Origin of the sequence: Victivallis sp. Marseille-Q1083, from assembly GCF_903645315.1 — a bacterium.
GTDB lineage: Bacteria > Verrucomicrobiota > Lentisphaeria > Victivallales > Victivallaceae > UMGS1518.
The window spans coordinates 3240831-3258583 of record NZ_CAHJXL010000001.1 but is presented as its reverse complement, the minus strand read 5'-3'; the positions used below and the strand labels follow the sequence as shown (position 1 = coordinate 3258583).

Annotated in this window: 13 protein-coding genes; 6 read left to right on the top strand and 7 right to left on the bottom strand. The window is 50.9% G+C overall.

Going from position 1 to position 17753, the window contains the following annotated elements:
• Positions 1-84 precede the first annotated feature (84 nt).
• The 5 genes from HWX74_RS13455 to HWX74_RS13435 are packed head-to-tail and all read right to left on the bottom strand — an operon-like array spanning position 85 to position 9290.
• Positions 85-1638, bottom strand: a complete 1554-nt coding sequence (locus HWX74_RS13455; protein WP_176014024.1) for an RHS repeat domain-containing protein — start codon at positions 1636-1638, stop codon at positions 85-87.
• Between the two features lie 26 nt (positions 1639-1664).
• Positions 1665-2090, bottom strand: a complete 426-nt coding sequence (locus tag HWX74_RS13450; protein WP_176014023.1) for a hypothetical protein — start codon at positions 2088-2090, stop codon at positions 1665-1667.
• Between the two features lie 36 nt (positions 2091-2126).
• Entirely contained in the window at positions 2127-3158 is a 1032-nt protein-coding gene (locus HWX74_RS13445) for an RHS repeat-associated core domain-containing protein (RefSeq protein ID WP_176014022.1), read from the bottom strand.
• Positions 3159-3206: 48 nt separating this feature from the next.
• Positions 3207-3686, bottom strand: coding sequence for a hypothetical protein (locus HWX74_RS13440; RefSeq protein ID WP_176014021.1), 480 nt, complete (start codon positions 3684-3686; stop codon positions 3207-3209).
• Between the two features lie 3 nt (positions 3687-3689).
• Entirely contained in the window at positions 3690-9290 is a 5601-nt protein-coding gene (locus HWX74_RS13435) for an RHS repeat domain-containing protein (RefSeq protein ID WP_176014020.1), read from the bottom strand.
• A gap of 1160 nt (positions 9291-10450) precedes the next feature.
• On the opposite strand from HWX74_RS13435, the gene HWX74_RS13430 reads away from it, so the two are divergent.
• Positions 10451-10681, top strand: a complete 231-nt coding sequence (locus HWX74_RS13430) for a hypothetical protein (RefSeq protein ID WP_176014019.1) — start codon at positions 10451-10453, stop codon at positions 10679-10681.
• Complete coding sequence (locus HWX74_RS13425; RefSeq protein ID WP_176014018.1) at positions 10678-11343, top strand: MmcQ/YjbR family DNA-binding protein; 666 nt, start codon at positions 10678-10680, stop codon at positions 11341-11343. The genes HWX74_RS13430 and HWX74_RS13425 overlap by 4 nt, the downstream gene beginning before the upstream one ends.
• 392 nt (positions 11344-11735) lie before the next feature.
• Here the strand turns inward: HWX74_RS13425 and HWX74_RS13420 are convergent, their stop codons facing one another.
• Positions 11736-11909 (bottom strand): hypothetical protein, encoded by a 174-nt coding sequence (locus HWX74_RS13420; RefSeq protein ID WP_176014017.1) that lies wholly within the window; start codon positions 11907-11909, stop codon positions 11736-11738.
• A 128-nt stretch (positions 11910-12037) separates the two neighbouring features.
• On the opposite strand from HWX74_RS13420, the gene HWX74_RS13415 reads away from it, so the two are divergent.
• Together HWX74_RS13415 and HWX74_RS13410 are read left to right on the top strand one after the other, a co-directional pair.
• Positions 12038-12316, top strand: coding sequence for a hypothetical protein (locus HWX74_RS13415; RefSeq protein ID WP_176014016.1), 279 nt, complete (start codon positions 12038-12040; stop codon positions 12314-12316).
• Positions 12313-13572 carry a hypothetical protein gene (locus HWX74_RS13410; RefSeq protein WP_176014015.1) on the top strand — a complete coding sequence of 420 codons (1260 nt, stop codon included), beginning with the start codon at positions 12313-12315 and terminating at the stop codon, positions 13570-13572. Before HWX74_RS13415 ends, HWX74_RS13410 begins: the two co-directional genes overlap by 4 nt.
• Positions 13573-13680: 108 nt before the next feature.
• On the opposite strand, the gene HWX74_RS13405 is transcribed toward HWX74_RS13410, so the two are convergent.
• Positions 13681-14655, bottom strand: coding sequence for an alpha/beta hydrolase (locus tag HWX74_RS13405; protein WP_176014014.1), 975 nt, complete (start codon positions 14653-14655; stop codon positions 13681-13683).
• Positions 14656-15043: 388 nt separating this feature from the next.
• Here HWX74_RS13405 and HWX74_RS13400 point away from each other — a divergent pair, with 388 nt between their 5' ends.
• Together HWX74_RS13400 and HWX74_RS13395 are read left to right on the top strand one after the other, a co-directional pair.
• Positions 15044-16558 (top strand): catalase, encoded by a 1515-nt coding sequence (locus HWX74_RS13400; protein WP_176014013.1) that lies wholly within the window; start codon positions 15044-15046, stop codon positions 16556-16558.
• Between the two features lies 1 nt (position 16559).
• Entirely contained in the window at positions 16560-17723 is a 1164-nt protein-coding gene (locus HWX74_RS13395) for a YbaN family protein (protein WP_176014012.1), read from the top strand.
• The last annotated feature ends 30 nt before the right edge of the window (positions 17724-17753 follow it).

Below are 17753 nucleotides of genomic sequence, written 5' to 3'. Positions count from 1 at the left end.
AGCGATTTTTTACCCAATTCTGCACCAACTCGTACTGTTTGCTTGTTTTCAAAGCTTTTGCCGGTGGCTCAAACTGCTTCCTGTTCACTTTTCCTCTATTTCGCAGAACTCATTGGGTTGCTTCTTCTTATGCTGGTTTCTTCTGGCAGATACCCTCAATCTTTCAAATATCTCTTGTTGCTCACGAGAACGACGTTCATATATTCTTGCGTAATGTCCCAATCCCATCAGAGTTGCAGAGCCGCTAACGCCCAACATATTATCGTCTTGCCAGTAATTTACAATATCACGTATTCCTAAGGAGTCAGAAACTGCTGGCCAATTCGTCCGTTTATCCAATATCCCGGCAGTTAAAGCACTGGCTGTAATTCGTTCCCAGCAACTCGCGAAACATCTTTGCTTTTCATAGGATTCCTCATCAAAGACAATATCACAATTCAATTTTTGCCGCAACGCTTTTGTCGCATCGAAAGTAAGCGCATCAGCGGTGGCATTGCCCCTATCCCATGCTTCCATAAAGAAAGCTTCTCGAACGGCATCTCCATCCGCAGAATCATCTGACATCATTATCCAAATGGTTTCAATGTAATCGCCATCCCATCCCCATAAGCCATTTACATCAATAAACTTTACGCCATTATTCTGGATAAATCCATATAGATTCACGCCTCCCTCTTCTTCCAGCGGGTCGCGACTGATCCAGCGGCCGTGCTGCGGATCGTAGTAACGGTAACCGTAGTAGTAGAGGCCGTTACCGTCCATCGGCTTCGTACTGAACCGGTAGGTGAAGTTATCGGCCTCCGTGCCACTCGAAGATATCGTGCGGCCGAAAGCGTCGTAGACGTACTCCGCCACCGAAGCCTTGGTCGACGCGTTCAGGTAGCTCATGATGTTGCCGTTGCCATCATAGACCGGCAGATAAGTCTGCCCACCGCGCTTTTCCGCCAGCAGTCCGCCGACCCCGCCGGCGCCCTGTAAACTGCCGGAGAGGTCTTCGCCCCATAGATACCCCTTCTGGAAAGTCGGCGCCGCCGTCATAGTGTCGTAGACGCCCACCACATTCCAGCCGTCGTAGACGTAAGCAACCTCCGACTGCGTCTGGCCGGTCGCTCCCGATTTCAGGATCACCTTCTGCCTGATCCGACGCCCCTGATAGTCGTAAGTATATTCATGACGATAAGTCCCGACATCCGCCGTTTTCAGACGGTTCTCGGCATCGTAGGTGTACTGCGTCGTATAGCTGCCGGTCAGGTTGCCGTCCGCATCGTGCACCTGCGCGTAAGTGGTGCCATTCGGCTCGGTGATCAGCGAATACTGATTCACCGCGTTCGCCGTATAGCTCCATTGGGAATCACTGCCGGTCGTTCCCTGGAAGGCGGACTGACGGTTGCCGACCTGGTCGAAACTGTAATTGAACGACTGCCCGGCGATCCCTCCGGAAGCATTCTTGCGCACCGCGTTGATCACCTGTCCATAGTTGTCATACGCGTAATCCCAGTAACTGCCGTCCGCCAGCGTCGTCTTGATCCGCTGGTCCTTGATGTTCAATGTATAACCATAGTTCTTCGTCAATGATCCCGCCGTTGTGCTGACGCCGGTCAGCCGGTGAGCGCTGTTGAAGCTCCGCATCATCGTCATTTTGGTATTATTATCTAAATCACTTTTTAATCATCTTTTATAATTGCAAAAAAATCTTCAAACATATCTTGAGATACTTTTGTCACAAACTCTCCTCCAAATGTGATCCCACAAAGTGAATTTTCATCAATAGGATCTGGATAAATAATAGCTAATTTATTTTTACTCTTATCCGCATTACACCATAAATAAAAATTTTGATTAACAAAATAATTATCAAATTGATAGTAATTACATTCTTTAAAGAACAGTAAAGCAAATTCATATTCATTATTGATTTTATCTATCTTAATACGAACTAATATATTTTTCAAAATAACAGCAGCACGAACAAAACGATGCGGTCGAATTTCTTTTTCTTGAGCACGATGACATGTTAGAAAAAAAGTTCCTATAAAATAAACAATTCCCAATCCCAATATAATGCAAATAATCCTATTTACTTTATTCATTACAATTATTTCTCCTAAAATAAAAAACCTTGAAAGTCAAAATCCAATTCTTGGATAAGGTCTTCCAATAAACCAAAATACTGATCTGGTATCTAGGTAAATAACAGTATTAGTTCCACTAAAAAATTCAGTTAAAAACTCAAGTAAAACTGCACCATCTTCGCCCCCACCTGTATTACACTGCGAAAAATAAATCCATGAATTATCTTCACATAAGTATTTCTTTATTAGAAATAAAAATTTATAAATTTTTGCATTCGAATTAACTCTTAATTTCATATTTTTACCATCGAGATAATCCCTTGCATCTTGAACAGAAAAAGTTCCTGCATTTCCAAAATTCAAGGACCCTTCTAAACCACTATGAGCCGTTATTGTAATACTTTCTATACAATGACAATATGGATCATAAGAATCCTTTAGAATATTTTCAATATCATTTATAATAATATTTAAATCTCCTTTTGCAAAAACAGTCCCTCTTGGTAAATTTCCTGGAGTAGCCTCTTCTCCTTCCGGAGATAATTCATAAGTTAGATTTAATCGTCGTGCTCCCTCATATTTTTGTAAATTCTCCACCCATTTCACATCGCTATTGCCAGCAAGTCCAAGGATATCAAATCGATTTATTATGTTATTCTGGACGAACCCATATAGATTCACGCCTCCCTCTTCTTCCAGCGGGTCGCGACTGATCCAGCGGCCGTGCTGCGGATCGTAGTAACGGTAACCGTAGTAGTAGAGGCCGTTACCGTCCATCGGCTTCGTGCTGAACCGGTAGGTGAAGTTGTCGGCTTCCGTTCCGCTTGACGATACCGTGCGGCCGAAGGCGTCGTAGACGTACTCCGCCACCGAGGCCTTGGTCGAGGCGTTCAGGTAACTCATGATGTTGCCGTTGCCGTCATACACCGGCAGATAGGTCTGGCCACCGCGCTTCTCCGCCAGCAGTCCGCCGACGCCGCCGGCCCGTTGCAGACTGCCGGAGAGGTCCTCGCCCCACAGATAACCGGTCTGGAAAGTCGGCGTCGCCGTCGTATTGTCATAAGTATAAATTTTACTCTTATGCAATTAAAGTTGGCTAAACTAGAAAACTATTTATTTTTGAAATTGTTCACTTTAAATATCAATTGAATAAGAATATCCTCTTACCTCCATCTCCTTTTCTATTATTTTTCGTAAATATTCTTTCATTTTAAAATCAAGTTCATCCATTTTTTTTAATGATTGTGTATATTTATAATTACTATTTTTAGTAAATATAATCAAGTTTTTTTTTCCGAAATAAACTCTTATATTATCAAAAATTAATTCTATTTCTGTTGGAGCAAATGTAACATAAGTAAAACTTCCTCGGTTATCTCTAATGCTATCCAGCCATTTTTCCATAAGCTCTATATCTTCATGATTACTTGGATACGGAACATCAAACTTTTGAATATCAGTAAATTCTGGATTAAATCTAACCCTAATATTACCTACTTCAACATTACCTATTTTATCAATAAAGATAGAACAAGCAATGCAAGATATGCATATAAAGAGAAATGCATATATCATTTTCGTCATTTTAAAAATAAATTTCCATCTTTTCTGCATTATTTATTTCCTTTTTTCTGAAATTAAATAATCAAATAGTATATCCGAAAAATCTCGACAATTTTGTCCAAATATTGAGTATTCAGCTCTCAAACCAACTAATAATTTCATATATTCTAATATCGCAAAATCTTCATTACAATCTGTGTAAGTAAATTGGTACCGTTTTTTTCCACGCGCCTCAATATCTTCATAAATCCTACCATTCCCCTCATCAGTGGGCCCCTCAAAACCCGGCGGCAAAGGAATCGACACTTTTAAGTGTGGCTCAGCCACACTAATACTACCATTTTCTCTCCCTGAATCAAAATCAAAAATCCCTCCATCAACAAAAGAACCTCCCGAAGATCCCATTGTTTCCCCCTCTATTATGCCAAAGCTTATACAATATGCATCGACAGGAATGTATTTTTTCCCATCATTCCCACAACAGGTTAATTCTGGGCCATAAAGCTCACTAGTTCCTTCTTTCCATACTGTTACACAAATTCGTTTATGCCATCCATCAACTGCAGTTGTACTTTCAACCCAAACATCTAAACCTAAATATTCTTTCTTCTTTACAGGATTATTTCCGACAAAGCCATACAAATTAACCCCGCCGTTTTCTTCAATCGGATCGCGACTGATCCACCGGCCATGCTGCGGATCGTAGTAACGGTAACCGTAGTAGTATAGGCCGTTACCGTCCATCGGCTTCGTGCTGAACCGGTAAGTGAAGTTGTCAGCCTCCGCGCCGCTCGAAGATATCGTGCGGCCGAAGGCATCGTAGACGTACTCCGCCACCGAGGCCTTGGTCGACGCATTCAGGTAGCTCATGATATTGCCGTTGCCGTCATAGACCGGCAGATAGGTCTGTCCGCCGCGCTTTTCCGCCAGCAGCCCGCCGACCCCGCCGGCGCCTTGCAGACTGCCGGAGAGGTCTTCGCCCCACAAATACCCCTTCTGGAAAGTCGGCGTCGCCGTCGTGGTGTCGTAGACGCCTACTACATTCCAGCCGTCGTAGACGTAAGCGACCTCTGACTGCGTCTGGCCGGTCGCGCCCGATTTCAGAATCACCTTCTGCCTGATCCGCCGGCTTAAATAGTCGTAAGTATATTCATAACGATAAGTCCCGACATCCGCCGTTTTCAGACGGTTCTCGGCATCGTATGTATATTGCGTCGTATAACTGCCGGTCAGGTTGCCGTCCGCATCATGCACCTGTGCGTAAGTGGTGCCATTCGGCTCGGTGATCAGCGAATACTGATTCACCGCATTCACCGTATAGCTCCACTGGGAATCACTGCCGGTCGTTCCCTGGAAGGCGGACTGACGGTTGCCGACCTGGTCGAAGCTGTAATTAAACGACTGCCCGGCGATCCCTCCGGAAGCATTCTTGCGCACCGCGTTGATCACCTGTCCATAGTTGTCATACGCGTAATCCCAGTAACTGCCGTCCGCCAGCGTCGTCTTGATCCGCTGGTCCTTGATGTTCAATGTATAACCGTAGTTCTTCGTCAATGATCCCGCCGTCGTGCTGACGCCGGTCAGCCGGTGAGCGCTGTCAAAACTCCGGGTTGCCGTCGATACCGTCTGGTTGGCCGTCGCCGTCGCCAGCCGCAGCGTCGACAGCTGCCCAGCCGCATTGTGGGTATAATGCGCCGTATAACCGCCGTCCGAAATCGTCGCATAACGACCGTCCGTACCATAGGTATAGTTCGCCTGCTGGTGCGTCGTACTGCCGGTCTTCAACGCTTGGCCGGTGCGGCGGCCGTAGACATCGTAAGTATAATTCAGCGTCGTATCAGCCAGATACGGAAGCGTCTCGGCGGTCAGCACGTTTTTCGCATTGTCATAAGTATAAGTCCGGGTTCCGGCTCCATCGGTCACCGTCACCGGACGGCTCAGGAAATCGTAGGTGATCGACACGTCCGGCGTCGCATCGCTGTAGTCAATGCCGGTCTGCCGCCCGCCGTTGTCATACGAATAAGTCGTCGTCACCCCACGCGCCCAGGTCCGTTTCAACGGCTGATTGTCCGCCGTATAGGTATAGGAGACCTTACGGCCGTCCGCGTAGATTTTCTCCTTCACCCGCTGCCGGCTGTCGTAATTCCAGCTCGTCACCTGCGGCGTCGTGTTGGTACGCCAGGTCTTCAACGTCAACATGCCACCGAAGTTGTTGTAGCTGAACTCCTGCGTGTAAGTCTCCGCTCCCGACACCTTCTTCAACTCGCCGGTCGGATGGAACTCATAGTTGACGATCCGGTTCCCGGGCAGCAGATAATTATACAGCCGGTTCAGGTTGTCGTAAGCCATGCTGACCGACTGCCCGTTCACCGTCCGCATCAGCACGTTGCCGTTCGCGTCATAGCTGTTGTTGGCCAGCGTATTCACCACCGTCGCGCCGCGCTTCTCGGTCATTGTGCTCAACCGGTCGAACTGATCGTAAGTGTAAGTCGTCACGTTGCCGGCGGTGCCGTCACTGTTGAACAATTCTTCCTTCGTAACCAACCCGTTCTCCTGCGTCGTCACTTTCTTTACTCCAACCGCATCGATTTCGGTTACTCGTACCACCCCGTCTCCCGGATATTCGGTTCTCGAAAAAGCGGTTTTGCCGAACTCCGTCACCCAGCTGCACAGCCCATCCAGGGTTTGCTCGGTTTTCCGGACCTCAACCGAATTCGTTCCGCTTGACGCTGCCACGGTCATAACCTGTACAGTAACAGACTGGCCATCCAGCGTTTTAGTTCCGAAGCTATGCGTATAAGTCGTTACAATATCGCCGGTCGACTGCGTCCCGTTGCGATCCATATCCACTATTTCGGAAACCAGCTGGCCGCGAACGTTATAAGTATACAGCGCCGTTACCCCGCCCGGCGTCACCGACTTGACCAACTGCCCCTTCATATTGTAGTAATTCACCGCGCTGGTGCCGTCCGGGTATTCGGTCTTGTACTGCCGGCCCAGCATGTCGGTGTAGATTTTCACATTCGACGGCGTCGAAGATTGCCAGTTCGGACCGTAACTGAAGGTCTGCGCATGCTGCCCGGTTCCTCCCGTCGAAGTCTGCAGCCCGTTGACATAGGTCGAAATCTGGGTGGCATTGTTCGGCAGCGTCACCGTCTCCGTCAACGTCAACGTCGAGGAATTGGTCTGGGCATAGTTGTGCGAATACCGGGTCGTGAAACGCTTCGGATCGGTCACCGTGCTGACCGCGTTGTACAGATAGCCGACCGTCGTCGTCAACTCGCCGCCGCTGCGCCCTTTGACCGTCACCGCCGTCTGCCGACCGCAGTTGTCATAGCTGTAAAGCGTCGTGATACCGTTCCGCTCCGTGAAAGTCATTTGTTTGGTTAGCTCGTCATAACCATAAGTCGTCGTCACCCCGGTCCGGTCGGTCTCCTCGGTGACGCCGCAGCAGCCGTAGGTCCGGCTGCTGCTGGTGCCGTCCAGATAAGTCGTCGCGGTTATCCGGCCGAACGAATCAAGCGTATTGGTCTCCTCCCCCACCTTGCGGTACAGCGTCGGAGAAATGAACGGATCGGAGATGTATTGGGTGCGGCTGATCACTTTACCCTGCGGATTGGTCACTGTCACCGTCCGTTCGCCGCTGGACACTGCCGTCGGAGTGTTCGGGTTGTTCGGCGCTCCGCTGGACACCGTCACCGTATCGTTGCCGTTGGCCGCCCGGCTGTATTCATAGATCGTCACCCGGCCATCCGGATGTTTGATCAACCGGGTCCGGCCAAGGAATGGGCTGGCTGTGTCGGTAATCCGGTAAATCTCCGTTTTCAACTCCGTACTGCCGTCGTAACGGATCTGCAGGTCAGGGCTGGAACTGCTGATATAATAGCTCTCATAACGGTCATGAGCGGTCAGCGTATTGTTCACCGTGGTCGTTATATCCTGAATGATCTTACTGCCGCTGACCGTGGTGCTGTAAGTCCGCCTGGTCGTCAAGGTTCCGCGCGTTTCTGTTTCGGTATAGCTGTCGCGCGCCGTCCCTGGATAACTGTAGCTGTACCTGGTGCCATCCGGGGCGATTTTCTGAGTCAAACGACCCTGCAAATCATACGCGAAAGTGGTTTTGCGCAATCCGACCTCGTTGATCTCCGTCACCCGGTAAATGCCGGCGATTTTCTTGCGGGTAATTTTGGTATAAATGCCGGTCTGGGCCCCGATCCCTTTTAAATGATGTTCGATCCGGGTATCCCCGGACTCACTCCACGACATCCACTCCGGCGCCAGCCCGGTCGGCTGCGCGCCGGTGCCGCTCCAAGTGAACAACTGAAAGGTCGGAAGGGCGGAACTGGAAAATTCAGGATAGGCGATCGTCAACTGTCGCCAGTAGTAGTTGCGGACGATCGAACCAACCGTGCTGGTCACTTTGAAACCATTGATCAGCTGCGGCACCGTCGAACTCAAATCCAGTTTCAATTCGGTTTCGGCGTGCGGCGTCGCGGCGCCGCCGACATAGTGCTTCATTACGATTCTGGTAATCGACGCCGAATCTTCGACCGCACCACGCGTATAGGCGAACGTCGTCTTTTCTCCGCCGCTGGTCACCTGGGTCGGATAACCCTCCGGATCATAAGTGACGTTGACGCCTGGGGAACTCTGAACCCGGAAGTGATCCTTGTCCAGCATATCCCAGGAAATCTCCGGCGCCCGCAGCCGCACCGACGCCCGGCCGGATCCATAATCCTCGCTGCCCAACGGAAAATCGGCATCGATACCGTTCTCGTTCATCGCATAATTTCCCTCGCCCGGCAGGCACAGGCCGTTCTGGCAGGCCTGGCAAAGCGGCAGAATCTCCACCTTGTCCTCCCCGGGATCGTCCACCGACAGCGAACCGCTGCTGAAATCCAGTTTGGCATCTACTTCCTCATCGCCCTTCAAGCCGACAAAATAGTAAGTCTGCGAGGTCTGATTGGCCGGAAATGTGAACGTCTTCGTCGTCTGACCCGGCGCCATGAACACCTGCGTGCAGGCCGCATCGGAAAACACCGCAAACGATTTTTCTTCCTTCCCCCTAATCGTCAGGGTCACCGATTTGTTCGGCAGTCCTCCCGCATCGGCTCCCAATATCAAACGGATCGGATGCCAACCGTTGGTCCCGGAAGCCATGAGGCTTTTCTGCGGCGGCTCGTCGCCCTTCGCACGCCAGGAAGCCGGCCAGCTACCCGGCGGCAACGGCTGGAAATCTACCGATGTCGTCGGATTGACCACCTTCACGTAAACTTCCTTCGAATTGCCGCAGGACGCGGTGATCTTGAATTCTCCGCTCGTCGCCTTCAAGGTCGCCGTCGGACGCGGATTGGAAGCGGACGGGAAAAAAATGCTGTCGGCATTGGCAATCGCTCCGCCATTCCAATTGGCAATTGACCATTTCGGATAACAAGCTTCGCCGGTAAAGTCAGCCTTCGTTACCGGATTTTTAGTCGGCCATTGGCCGCCGGGGTTGGCGACCGCGGTCAAATTGAGCGGATTCTGCTGAGAAGAGCCTTCCCGGCTGAACGGTTTGATATACAACACCGGTCTGGTGGCGCCATTGATCGTCGCCGTTCCGGAGAACATCTGGGAGGCAGTGCCGGTCAATGACGCAACTTCTGCACTGGTCACGTTAAAGGTGAAATCCCTGCTGCCGCAAGAAGAGATGGTATAAGTCTTATTATCAAAGATAAAACTACTCGGCGTAACTGTGCAGGATGCATGAAATTTGACGGTAAAAGAACCGGCGGAAGGAAAGGTGATATTATATTCCGGGCCGCTAGGATTATGGGCAACAACTCCGTTGGTTTCCGGGGCTGAAAGACTTTTGGCATGGGATACCGTCTCCTGATGCGTCGCTGGACACCTCGCGCATTTCAAGGTCACTGCCGACGCCCCGGTGCTTCCTTTGTCTTCAACTCCGTAAAGATGCGTTTCATTGACCGGGATGGAAAAACTCGACAATTGAACGTATTGCGCATTGGTTGCCACCGGCTTGCATTGCAAATTGAAACTGCATTTATCGGAAGCCTGAAGCTGAAAATCATGATTCAAGTTGATCGTATAAGTTTTGTTTTTGGCATCTGCAAGGTGAGAACAAGTGACGGATACCACTATCGAATATACTCCCGGTTTGGTCTGGACTTCAGAGGCAATCGTCGGCGAGTGAGATATCGTCACAGTTGTGTCATTCCCGGGATTTCTTACTCCACATCTTTGGCCATCAATACGATTATCACACTCCGTATATTTGGTGCATTGACCATGGGTCCCCGCCAATAGTTCATTTTTAATTTGAGCCAGAGTTTTTGAGCCGTTACAAGTATTTTGCGGATCGCTCGCGAAAGTTACCCGAAAATTCTCATACTTCGTAACTCGCTTGGAAAGCGGATGATCACAAGTCGGCGGATTGTTGTCATTAGCTCCATACACGCCACTGCAGCTTGCCAGCACCACCAACAATGGCAGCAGCTTCTTTCCCAATCTCATTCCCATTCCCTTTTCCTTACGCCTTGAGTTGCCCTGTCAATGCATTACTATAATAACATGAAATTTTAAATTTTCCTTCAATCAAAACTTTTTTTCCTATTTTTTTCCCATATTCCATGAGCTTTATCGCATTTTTTTCGATAAAAATATGGATTTCAAGAATTAAAATGCTAAATTTATTCCAAGAGAACAATAACAGACTAATAGCTCATTAATTGATAAAATCATAATGCCGCTCCTGCAGTCACTGTTGCGACGCTGAGCCGGCAGCCAAACGGTGACGCAGAATTGGATTTTTTCGCATGGGCAAGGAAAAAGACATGTATCTTCTGGCAGGAAAAGGTTCGACGTATGCGAAACTGGCGAAATTTTTCCGTCTCGCGTTGACGGAGTGCGAAACGCCGCTGCGCATCGCCTATATCGGCACGGCGAGTGACAACGATGAACCGTTCTTCCGGACGATGGAAAAACGGCGAAGTGACCGATTTCGGCAAAACAAAAAGTTTTTTGACGACAGGAAGCTGAAACTATGACGCCAGAAGAACTGTTTCACAATCGGCGCCTGAATCCGGCCGCCCTCTCCAACTACGGCTTCCGGGAAGAAAACGGCATTTACCGCCGGACCTCGGAGCTCCTGGACGGCTTGTTCCACCTGACGATCGCCATTTCCGCCGGCGGCGCAAAAACACAGGTGACAGATCGGGTTTCCGGCGACGAATATATCTTGTATCGGCTCGCCAACGCTCAGGGCGCGTTTGTCGGCAAAGTGCGGGAGGCCGTTGACAAAGAGTTGTCTGAAATTCCGGAGCATTGTTTCGAACCGGATGTCTTCAAAAGCGAATGCGCCAGGCGGGTGATTCAACATGTGCGCGAGACTTATCACGACGAATTGCAATTTCTCTGGAAACGTTTCCCGGAGAATGCCGTTTACCGCCGGCAGGACAATGCCAAATGGTATGCCGCGTTGCTCGCGCTCTCCGGGAAAAAACTTGGACTGGACGATGATGCAGTGATTGACATTATCGATTTGCGGGGCAAGCCGGCGGAAATCACCGCGCTGATTGACGGAAAAACTTATTTTCCCGGCTACCATATGAACAAACGGCACTGGTTCACGATCCGGCTGGACGGTTCCGTGCCGGACGATGAAATTTTCAACCGGATCAATGACAGTTACAAACTCGCGTTGAAGTAATTTCCCCAGATCCTGTTAACACTGTTTAAAGATTATTGATTTCATGCTATATTAATCGGCTATGCAAAGCCTGATGCGAGAAGGAAAAACCTTACAAAAATAGGGCGAGAGCCCGTCATAATTTGTGAAAATTGAATCCTGCCGCAGCAAAAATCACATTCAATTCGTCACCGAATTTACCGCGAAGTTAATTCCGATTCATTCTTTGTCCGCTTTTACAAGGCCCGATCACCGGCTCAACGGCCGACCGCCGATTCCACCGCCGGCACAACGACCTCGAAACCCGTTTACGAAATCGCTTCATTATCTGGATATTACATTTGCCTTTATAACCGTGCCCCCGAAAGCCGAGTCGAATATCGCCACTTTCACTTCATGACCAATTAGTTCCGTCATTTATCCAGCGCAGATTTCAGCGTATGCCCGTCGTATTGCGGCTCATGAATTGAATAAAGTTTCTTTGGGTCGCTTTTCTTGAGGAAACTTTCGCGCAAACCGGTCTTAAAGCTCGCTTCGAGTATCTTTTCCGCGCCGCTTTTCAACAGCTTTTTACGCCAACGCGACATCGTCGACTGCTCCGTCAGCTACTCATATTCTTGGCAGTAAACATTATTCGCATAAAAATGGAAGCGGTATACCTGGATAACACAAGCCTCAACAAACTCCCAAACGGAATCGGGGTTTAAAAAAGCAGATGTCTCAATGGAGCAAAAATACGGGCCAACTTTTTGAGGAGGTGCTCCACCGCCAGATCGGCCAGACTCTCCCGTCGTCGGGTAAAAGTTTACTGAAAACTTTACCTGTTTTTTACAAACTCATGAACTTGACTTCGGGTATATTTTTTATTATACTAGCAGAAGAACGCTTTTCATTATTCACCATTGATGACTCAGGCAAAGGGATAAAATGGGAAACAAAACACTTTTTCTTCCGGTTTACCGCCGGGGCGAAAAAAGGAGTAAATGAATCATGAAAACACTACTGCCAACGTTGTTATGCCTGTTAATGTCGACCATCGCTTTTGCTCAAGACGCCAAATTAACGTCCGAGGAGTTACAACAGTTAAAACGGATAAGCAGCGAAAAATTGCCGGTGAGAGATCCTGAGTGGCGGTTCGCATTTGAACAGTTTCGAACCCATTACAATATTGATGATACCGCTCTGAAAAACGCTTTGCTGCAGCAACTTGACGACGAGCTCGATGGATTCAGTGTTGAGGAGGGCGACACATTACCGGTCGAATACTATTCCAGCCCTCATACCTGTCTCTTTCTGGGAGAATTTCCGAACGACGAAAATGTCAAACAGGCGCTGCGTGAAATCATCTCTCGAGAAAACGATCCGCGCTGGCAGAAAGCGATGCGCAGTTACCTCCGGCTTGTCGGCTATCGGCTTGACGGCTTCCTGAAAGAGCTTGTCCGGCAAAATCAAAAATTCGCAGATGACGCGGCCAGAGAGTTGAACAATCAACTGTTTCTCTCGGAACGGGATTTGCAGCTTTCCATTCTTGATGACCTTGTTTACCTCAAGGAAAATGACGGCTACAATGCGTTGAGGTTGACGGATGAAGAATTGACCCGCATTCAGGAAGACAAATTGTCCTGGCTGAAAAATTTTATCGAAAAGCACGAACAAAAGGATATTGAACTTCTGACCCAAGCACAGGAAAGCTTTACTCGCTACTTGCAAAACTCGTCTTCCGACACTTATGAGACATATAGAAACATATGCATTTGGAATGTCAGAGTTGGTTTTGGCGCAACTCTTACCAAGAAAATATTTGTATTATATGACAAATTCAATGTATCCACCTGTGACAGCTATGAATATTCTCCGCTCCGGCTTTGCGTATTGAAACTGCGTGCCCCCCGCCTGTCCTGGGATGATCCGGAAGACGTCGCCTATATTGATGCGGAGACCGCCAAACTGGAAGCGTTCTTCAGTCAGCCGGAAGCGGAACGGATTACGCCACCGTTTTCATCGCCGTTCAGTACCCAGATCGCCGTCTTGCGGGCAGAATATGAAGCAAGGCAGGAAGAACTAAGAAAGCAGAATGAAGAACAGGCCAAGGCATACAAAGAAGAAAGGGAGCGAATCCTTCAGGAAAATTTGAAAAAGGAAAATGAAAAATGGCGACGCTACGAGGAAGAGAGCAGTCGACGACAGGAGGAGTTGCAGAAAGCCAGTGACGAAAATCACCGCAAGGTTTTAGAATCAAATAAATTATAATTTGAGTGCCACGGAACCGTCCCGGAATGGGCAAGTTCCCCGGCCAATTCCGGGCACTGCTCCTTTTTCGACACCTGAGCCGACTGCTCGATGGTGTCGAACAGCTTTTCAGGAAAAGATATTTTTCAAGAAATCGACCGCCTGCCGGACCGCCGCACGGGTCGGCGTCGAACCGGCCAACGCATTCAGCATCATGAAATCGTGAATAGTGCCGTTGTAACGCACCGCCGTCACTTTCACGCCGGCCTGCTGCAGCTTCCGGGCATACGCTTCGCCTTCGTCGCGCAGCACGTCGTTCTGGTCGGTGATGACCAGCGCTTCCGGCAGGCCTTCCAACTGTTCCACCGTCGCCTGCAACGGCGAAACCGTGACTTCGCAGCGGCGCGTTTTGTCCGGCAGATAGGCATCCCAGAACCATTCCATCGCCTTCAGCGTCAGCCACGGTCCATCGGCAAATTCCCGGTAGGACGCTGTATCAAACGCGGCATCGGTCACCGGATAGAACAGCAATTGCGCGGCGAATTCCGGCCGGCCGTGTTGTTTGGCCAGCAATGTCATCACCGCCGTCATATTGCCACCGACACTGTCTCCGGCCACCGCCAACCGCTTCGGGTCGATATGGAACTTTTCCGGGTGGGCGCAGACGTATTCGACCGCGGCATAGGCCTGCTCCACCGGCACCGGATATTGCGCCTCCGGCGACGGGGTGTAATTGACGAAAATCACCGCCACCCCGGCACCGACCGCCAGCTCCCGCACCAGACGGTCATGGGTGTCCTTGTTCCCCATCACCCAGCCGCCGCCATGAAAGTAAAACAGCGCCGGCAAATTCGCCGCCGCCCCTTCCGGCCGTACCAGCCGGACCTCCACTTTGCCGGTCGGACCGACCGGCAAGACCAAATCCGCGACTTCCGCCGCCGGAGACGCCACCGGAATTGCCTGCGCCTCGCTCAATACCTGACGGGCGCCCTCCGGCGTCAGCGTATACAACGGCGGTCCTGGATTGGCATTCAAAGCATCGATGAACTGTTGCGTTTCGACGGTCAGCCACGGTGATTGCGACGATGGCAGATTACTCTTCATTTTCACTCCTCGGTTAAGTTTAAAAAAAATACGGTTTGTCAACCGCACCGCTATTTCTCCTCCCTGCAGAGCTAAAGATAGCATTTCTTTGTTGATAAACAAATCAAAATCACCAAGAAAATGGAATTGCTTATTCATCTTTCAACTAAAATTAAAAAAAATCACTCTTTTTATTTTTAAATATAGTTGTAATTGCCAGCCGGGTCATTTATAGTTTCAATGTGGAAACTGGTGAAGAATTCGATTCCCGGCGATGTTTTTTTTGCATCGACGTTTTTGAGGAGAAACGAGGGAATGGCTGATTCGGAAATAATTGCTCCGGCCGGTTCAACAGGAAATTTTCCCGCCGGTAAAAGTGAAATTTCAATCCAACAACAAGAGGAGATATATGATGAAACAGACTACCGTTTTGACCACCGCCTCCGGTTGCCCGGTCGACAGCGATCAGGCCTCCATCACCACCGGCAAGCCCGCCTATACTTTGCTGCAGGATGCGCATCTGGTCGAAAAATTGGCGCATTTCAACCGGGAACGGATTCCCGAACGCATCGTCCATGCCAAAGGCGCCGGCGCTTTCGGTTATTTCGAAGTGACCCGGGATGTCAGCCGCTATACCAAAGCGAAATTGTTCGCCAAAGTCGGCAAAAAAACGGAACTGTTCGCCCGTTTTTCCACGGTCGGCGGCGAACGGGGCTCCGCCGATGCGGCGCGTGATCCGCGCGGCTTTGCCGTAAAATTCTATACCGAAGAAGGCAATTACGACATGGTCGGCAACAATACGCCGGTTTTCTTCATCCGCGATGCGATCAAATTTCCGGACTTCATCCATACCCAGAAACGCAATCCGCAGAACAACCTGAAAGACGCCGACGCCTTCTGGGACTTCCTGTCGCTGACACCGGAATCGACGCACCAGGTAACCATCCTGTTTTCCGACCGCGGCACGCCGCTGAATTTCCGGCGGATGGACGGCCATTCCAGCCACACCTATTTATGGTACAATGAACGCAACGAATATGTCTGGGTGAAATATCACTTCAAGACTACGCTCGGCAACGCCACGTTGACCGCGGCGGAGGCCGAAGCACTTTCCGGTTCCAATCCGGACCACGCGACTCAGGATCTGTTTCAGGCGATCGCCGAAGGCAATTTCCCGGAATGGAAACTTTTCGTCCAGATCATGACGCCGGAACAAGCCCGGGAATACCGTTTCGATCCGTTCGACGTCACCCAGGTGTGGTATCACAGTGATTTTCCGCTGATCGAAGTGGGCAAAATGGTGTTGAACCGCAATCCGGAAAATTACTTTGCCGATGTCGAACAGGCGGCCTTCTCGCCGGCCAATTTCGTCCCCGGCATCGGACCTTCGCCGGACAGACTGCTGCAGGGCCGCCTGTTCGCCTACGGCGACGCCCATCGCTGGCGGCTCGGAGTCAATCACCAGCAGATTCCGGTCAACGCGCCGCGCTGCCCGATGCACACTTACCAGCGCGACGGGCAGATGGCCGTCAACGGCAACGGCGGCAGCGGCCCGAATTACTGGCCGAACAGCGCCGGCGGTGCCGCCCCCTGCCCGGCCTTCACCCCGCCGGCCTTTGAAGTCGAAGCGGTCATTGCCCGCCATGAACAGCCGGCCGAGGACCTTGATTTCGTTCAACCGGGCGAACTGTACCGGCGGGTGTTGAATGACGAGCAGAAGAGCCACCTGATTTCCAATATCGTCGGCCATTTGCGCAACGCCCAACCGGCGCTGCAATACCGGCAGAGTGCGCTGTTCTACAAAGCCGATCCCGAATACGGCTCCCGGGTGGCAAACGGCCTGAAGCTGGACCTTGAAAAAGTCAAAGCGCTGGCGGCAATGCCGCAAGCGGAACGAGTCAAGGCCACACCGCTGGAGCGTTGAAATGTTTGCGGCAACACGACGAAAACTCTGGCTGCTGGCCGGTCACGTCAGCGTGCTGGCCGGAACCATCGGCATTTTTCTGCCGCTGCTGCCGACGACACCGTTTCTGTTGCTGGCGGCGGTCTGCTATGAACGCAGTTCGCCGCGTCTGCGGCAATGGTTGTATGCCAACCGGTATCTGCGCTATTACCTGGATCATTACCGGGAAGGCAGCGGTGTGCCGCTGGCGGTCAAAGTGCAGAGTCTGGCCTGTCTGTGGCTGATGCTCGGTCTTTCAGCGCTGTTCTGGCACAATATTTGTTATTACTTATTATTGCTGGCCGTCGGCATCGGCGTCAGCCTCCACCTGCTGCTGTTGCGCGGCTGCCGGCAGCAGCCGCCGGCGTTCACGCTGGTGGAACTGCTGGTCTGCATCGCCCTGATCACACTGCTCGGCAGTCTGCTGCTCCCCGGATTGTCCGGGGCGCGCGTCCAGGCCCGTTCCATCCATTGCCGGAACAATTTGCGGCAGTTGGCGACCGCCAATATCTTATATGCGGTCGGCAATGACGATTTCTTCGTCCCCTATTCCACCGGCGATGTGATGGACGCCGACGGCCAGCTTTGGCTGGGTTACCAAAAAACCGGCAGCCGGGAAGGATACGGCCAGACCGGGCCCAGCACCGCAACCACCGATTTGACCTGCAACCCGCTGCTCGGCCCTTATCTCAGCCACAGCGCCGCGGTGCTGATTTGTCCGAGCGTCACCGCCGCCACCGGTGATTTTACTCAGATTCCTTACGGCGGCGGCTACGGCTACAACGCCGTCTGGCTGGGACGTTATGTCGTCAACAATCAGGCTTTCAGCCTGCGGAGCAGTCAGATGGTCAATCCGGCCGGCGTAATCATGTTCGGCGATAACGCGCGCGCCACGATGGGACCATTTGAATTCGATCCGCCGCAACTGTCGCCTTTCATGTACTGCCGGGAACGCCCGGCGGCGCTCGGCGGCAGTTATCTGTCTGGCACCATCCAGGCGCGCCATCGCGAACAAGCCAATATCGCCTGGAGCGACGGCCACGCCACCTCCGAACCGCTGACGATGCCGAATCATGACCGCATTTCGCTGGCCTACCATATCGGACATCTCGGCAGCGGAGCATCCGATCCCTATCGAGCGCTGTAATCGCTCAAAATCGAGTAGGAGCCCGGTCAT

Coding starts and splice junctions, on each gene's coding strand:
- HWX74_RS13450 (WP_176014023.1), bottom strand. CDS start 2,090: ATGAATAAAGTAAATAGGATTATTTGCATTATATTGGGATTGGGAATT.
- HWX74_RS13420 (WP_176014017.1), bottom strand. CDS start 11,909: ATGTCGCGTTGGCGTAAAAAGCTGTTGAAAAGCGGCGCGGAAAAGATA.
- HWX74_RS13405 (WP_176014014.1), bottom strand. CDS start 14,655: ATGAAGAGTAATCTGCCATCGTCGCAATCACCGTGGCTGACCGTCGAA.
- HWX74_RS13410 (WP_176014015.1), top strand. CDS start 12,313: ATGAAAACACTACTGCCAACGTTGTTATGCCTGTTAATGTCGACCATC.
- HWX74_RS13400 (WP_176014013.1), top strand. CDS start 15,044: ATGATGAAACAGACTACCGTTTTGACCACCGCCTCCGGTTGCCCGGTC.
- HWX74_RS13430 (WP_176014019.1), top strand. CDS start 10,451: ATGGGCAAGGAAAAAGACATGTATCTTCTGGCAGGAAAAGGTTCGACG.
- HWX74_RS13425 (WP_176014018.1), top strand. CDS start 10,678: ATGACGCCAGAAGAACTGTTTCACAATCGGCGCCTGAATCCGGCCGCC.
- HWX74_RS13440 (WP_176014021.1), bottom strand. CDS start 3,686: ATGCAGAAAAGATGGAAATTTATTTTTAAAATGACGAAAATGATATAT.
- HWX74_RS13455 (WP_176014024.1), bottom strand. CDS start 1,638: ATGACGATGATGCGGAGCTTCAACAGCGCTCACCGGCTGACCGGCGTC.
- HWX74_RS13415 (WP_176014016.1), top strand. CDS start 12,038: ATGTCTCAATGGAGCAAAAATACGGGCCAACTTTTTGAGGAGGTGCTC.
- HWX74_RS13395 (WP_176014012.1), top strand. CDS start 16,560: ATGTTTGCGGCAACACGACGAAAACTCTGGCTGCTGGCCGGTCACGTC.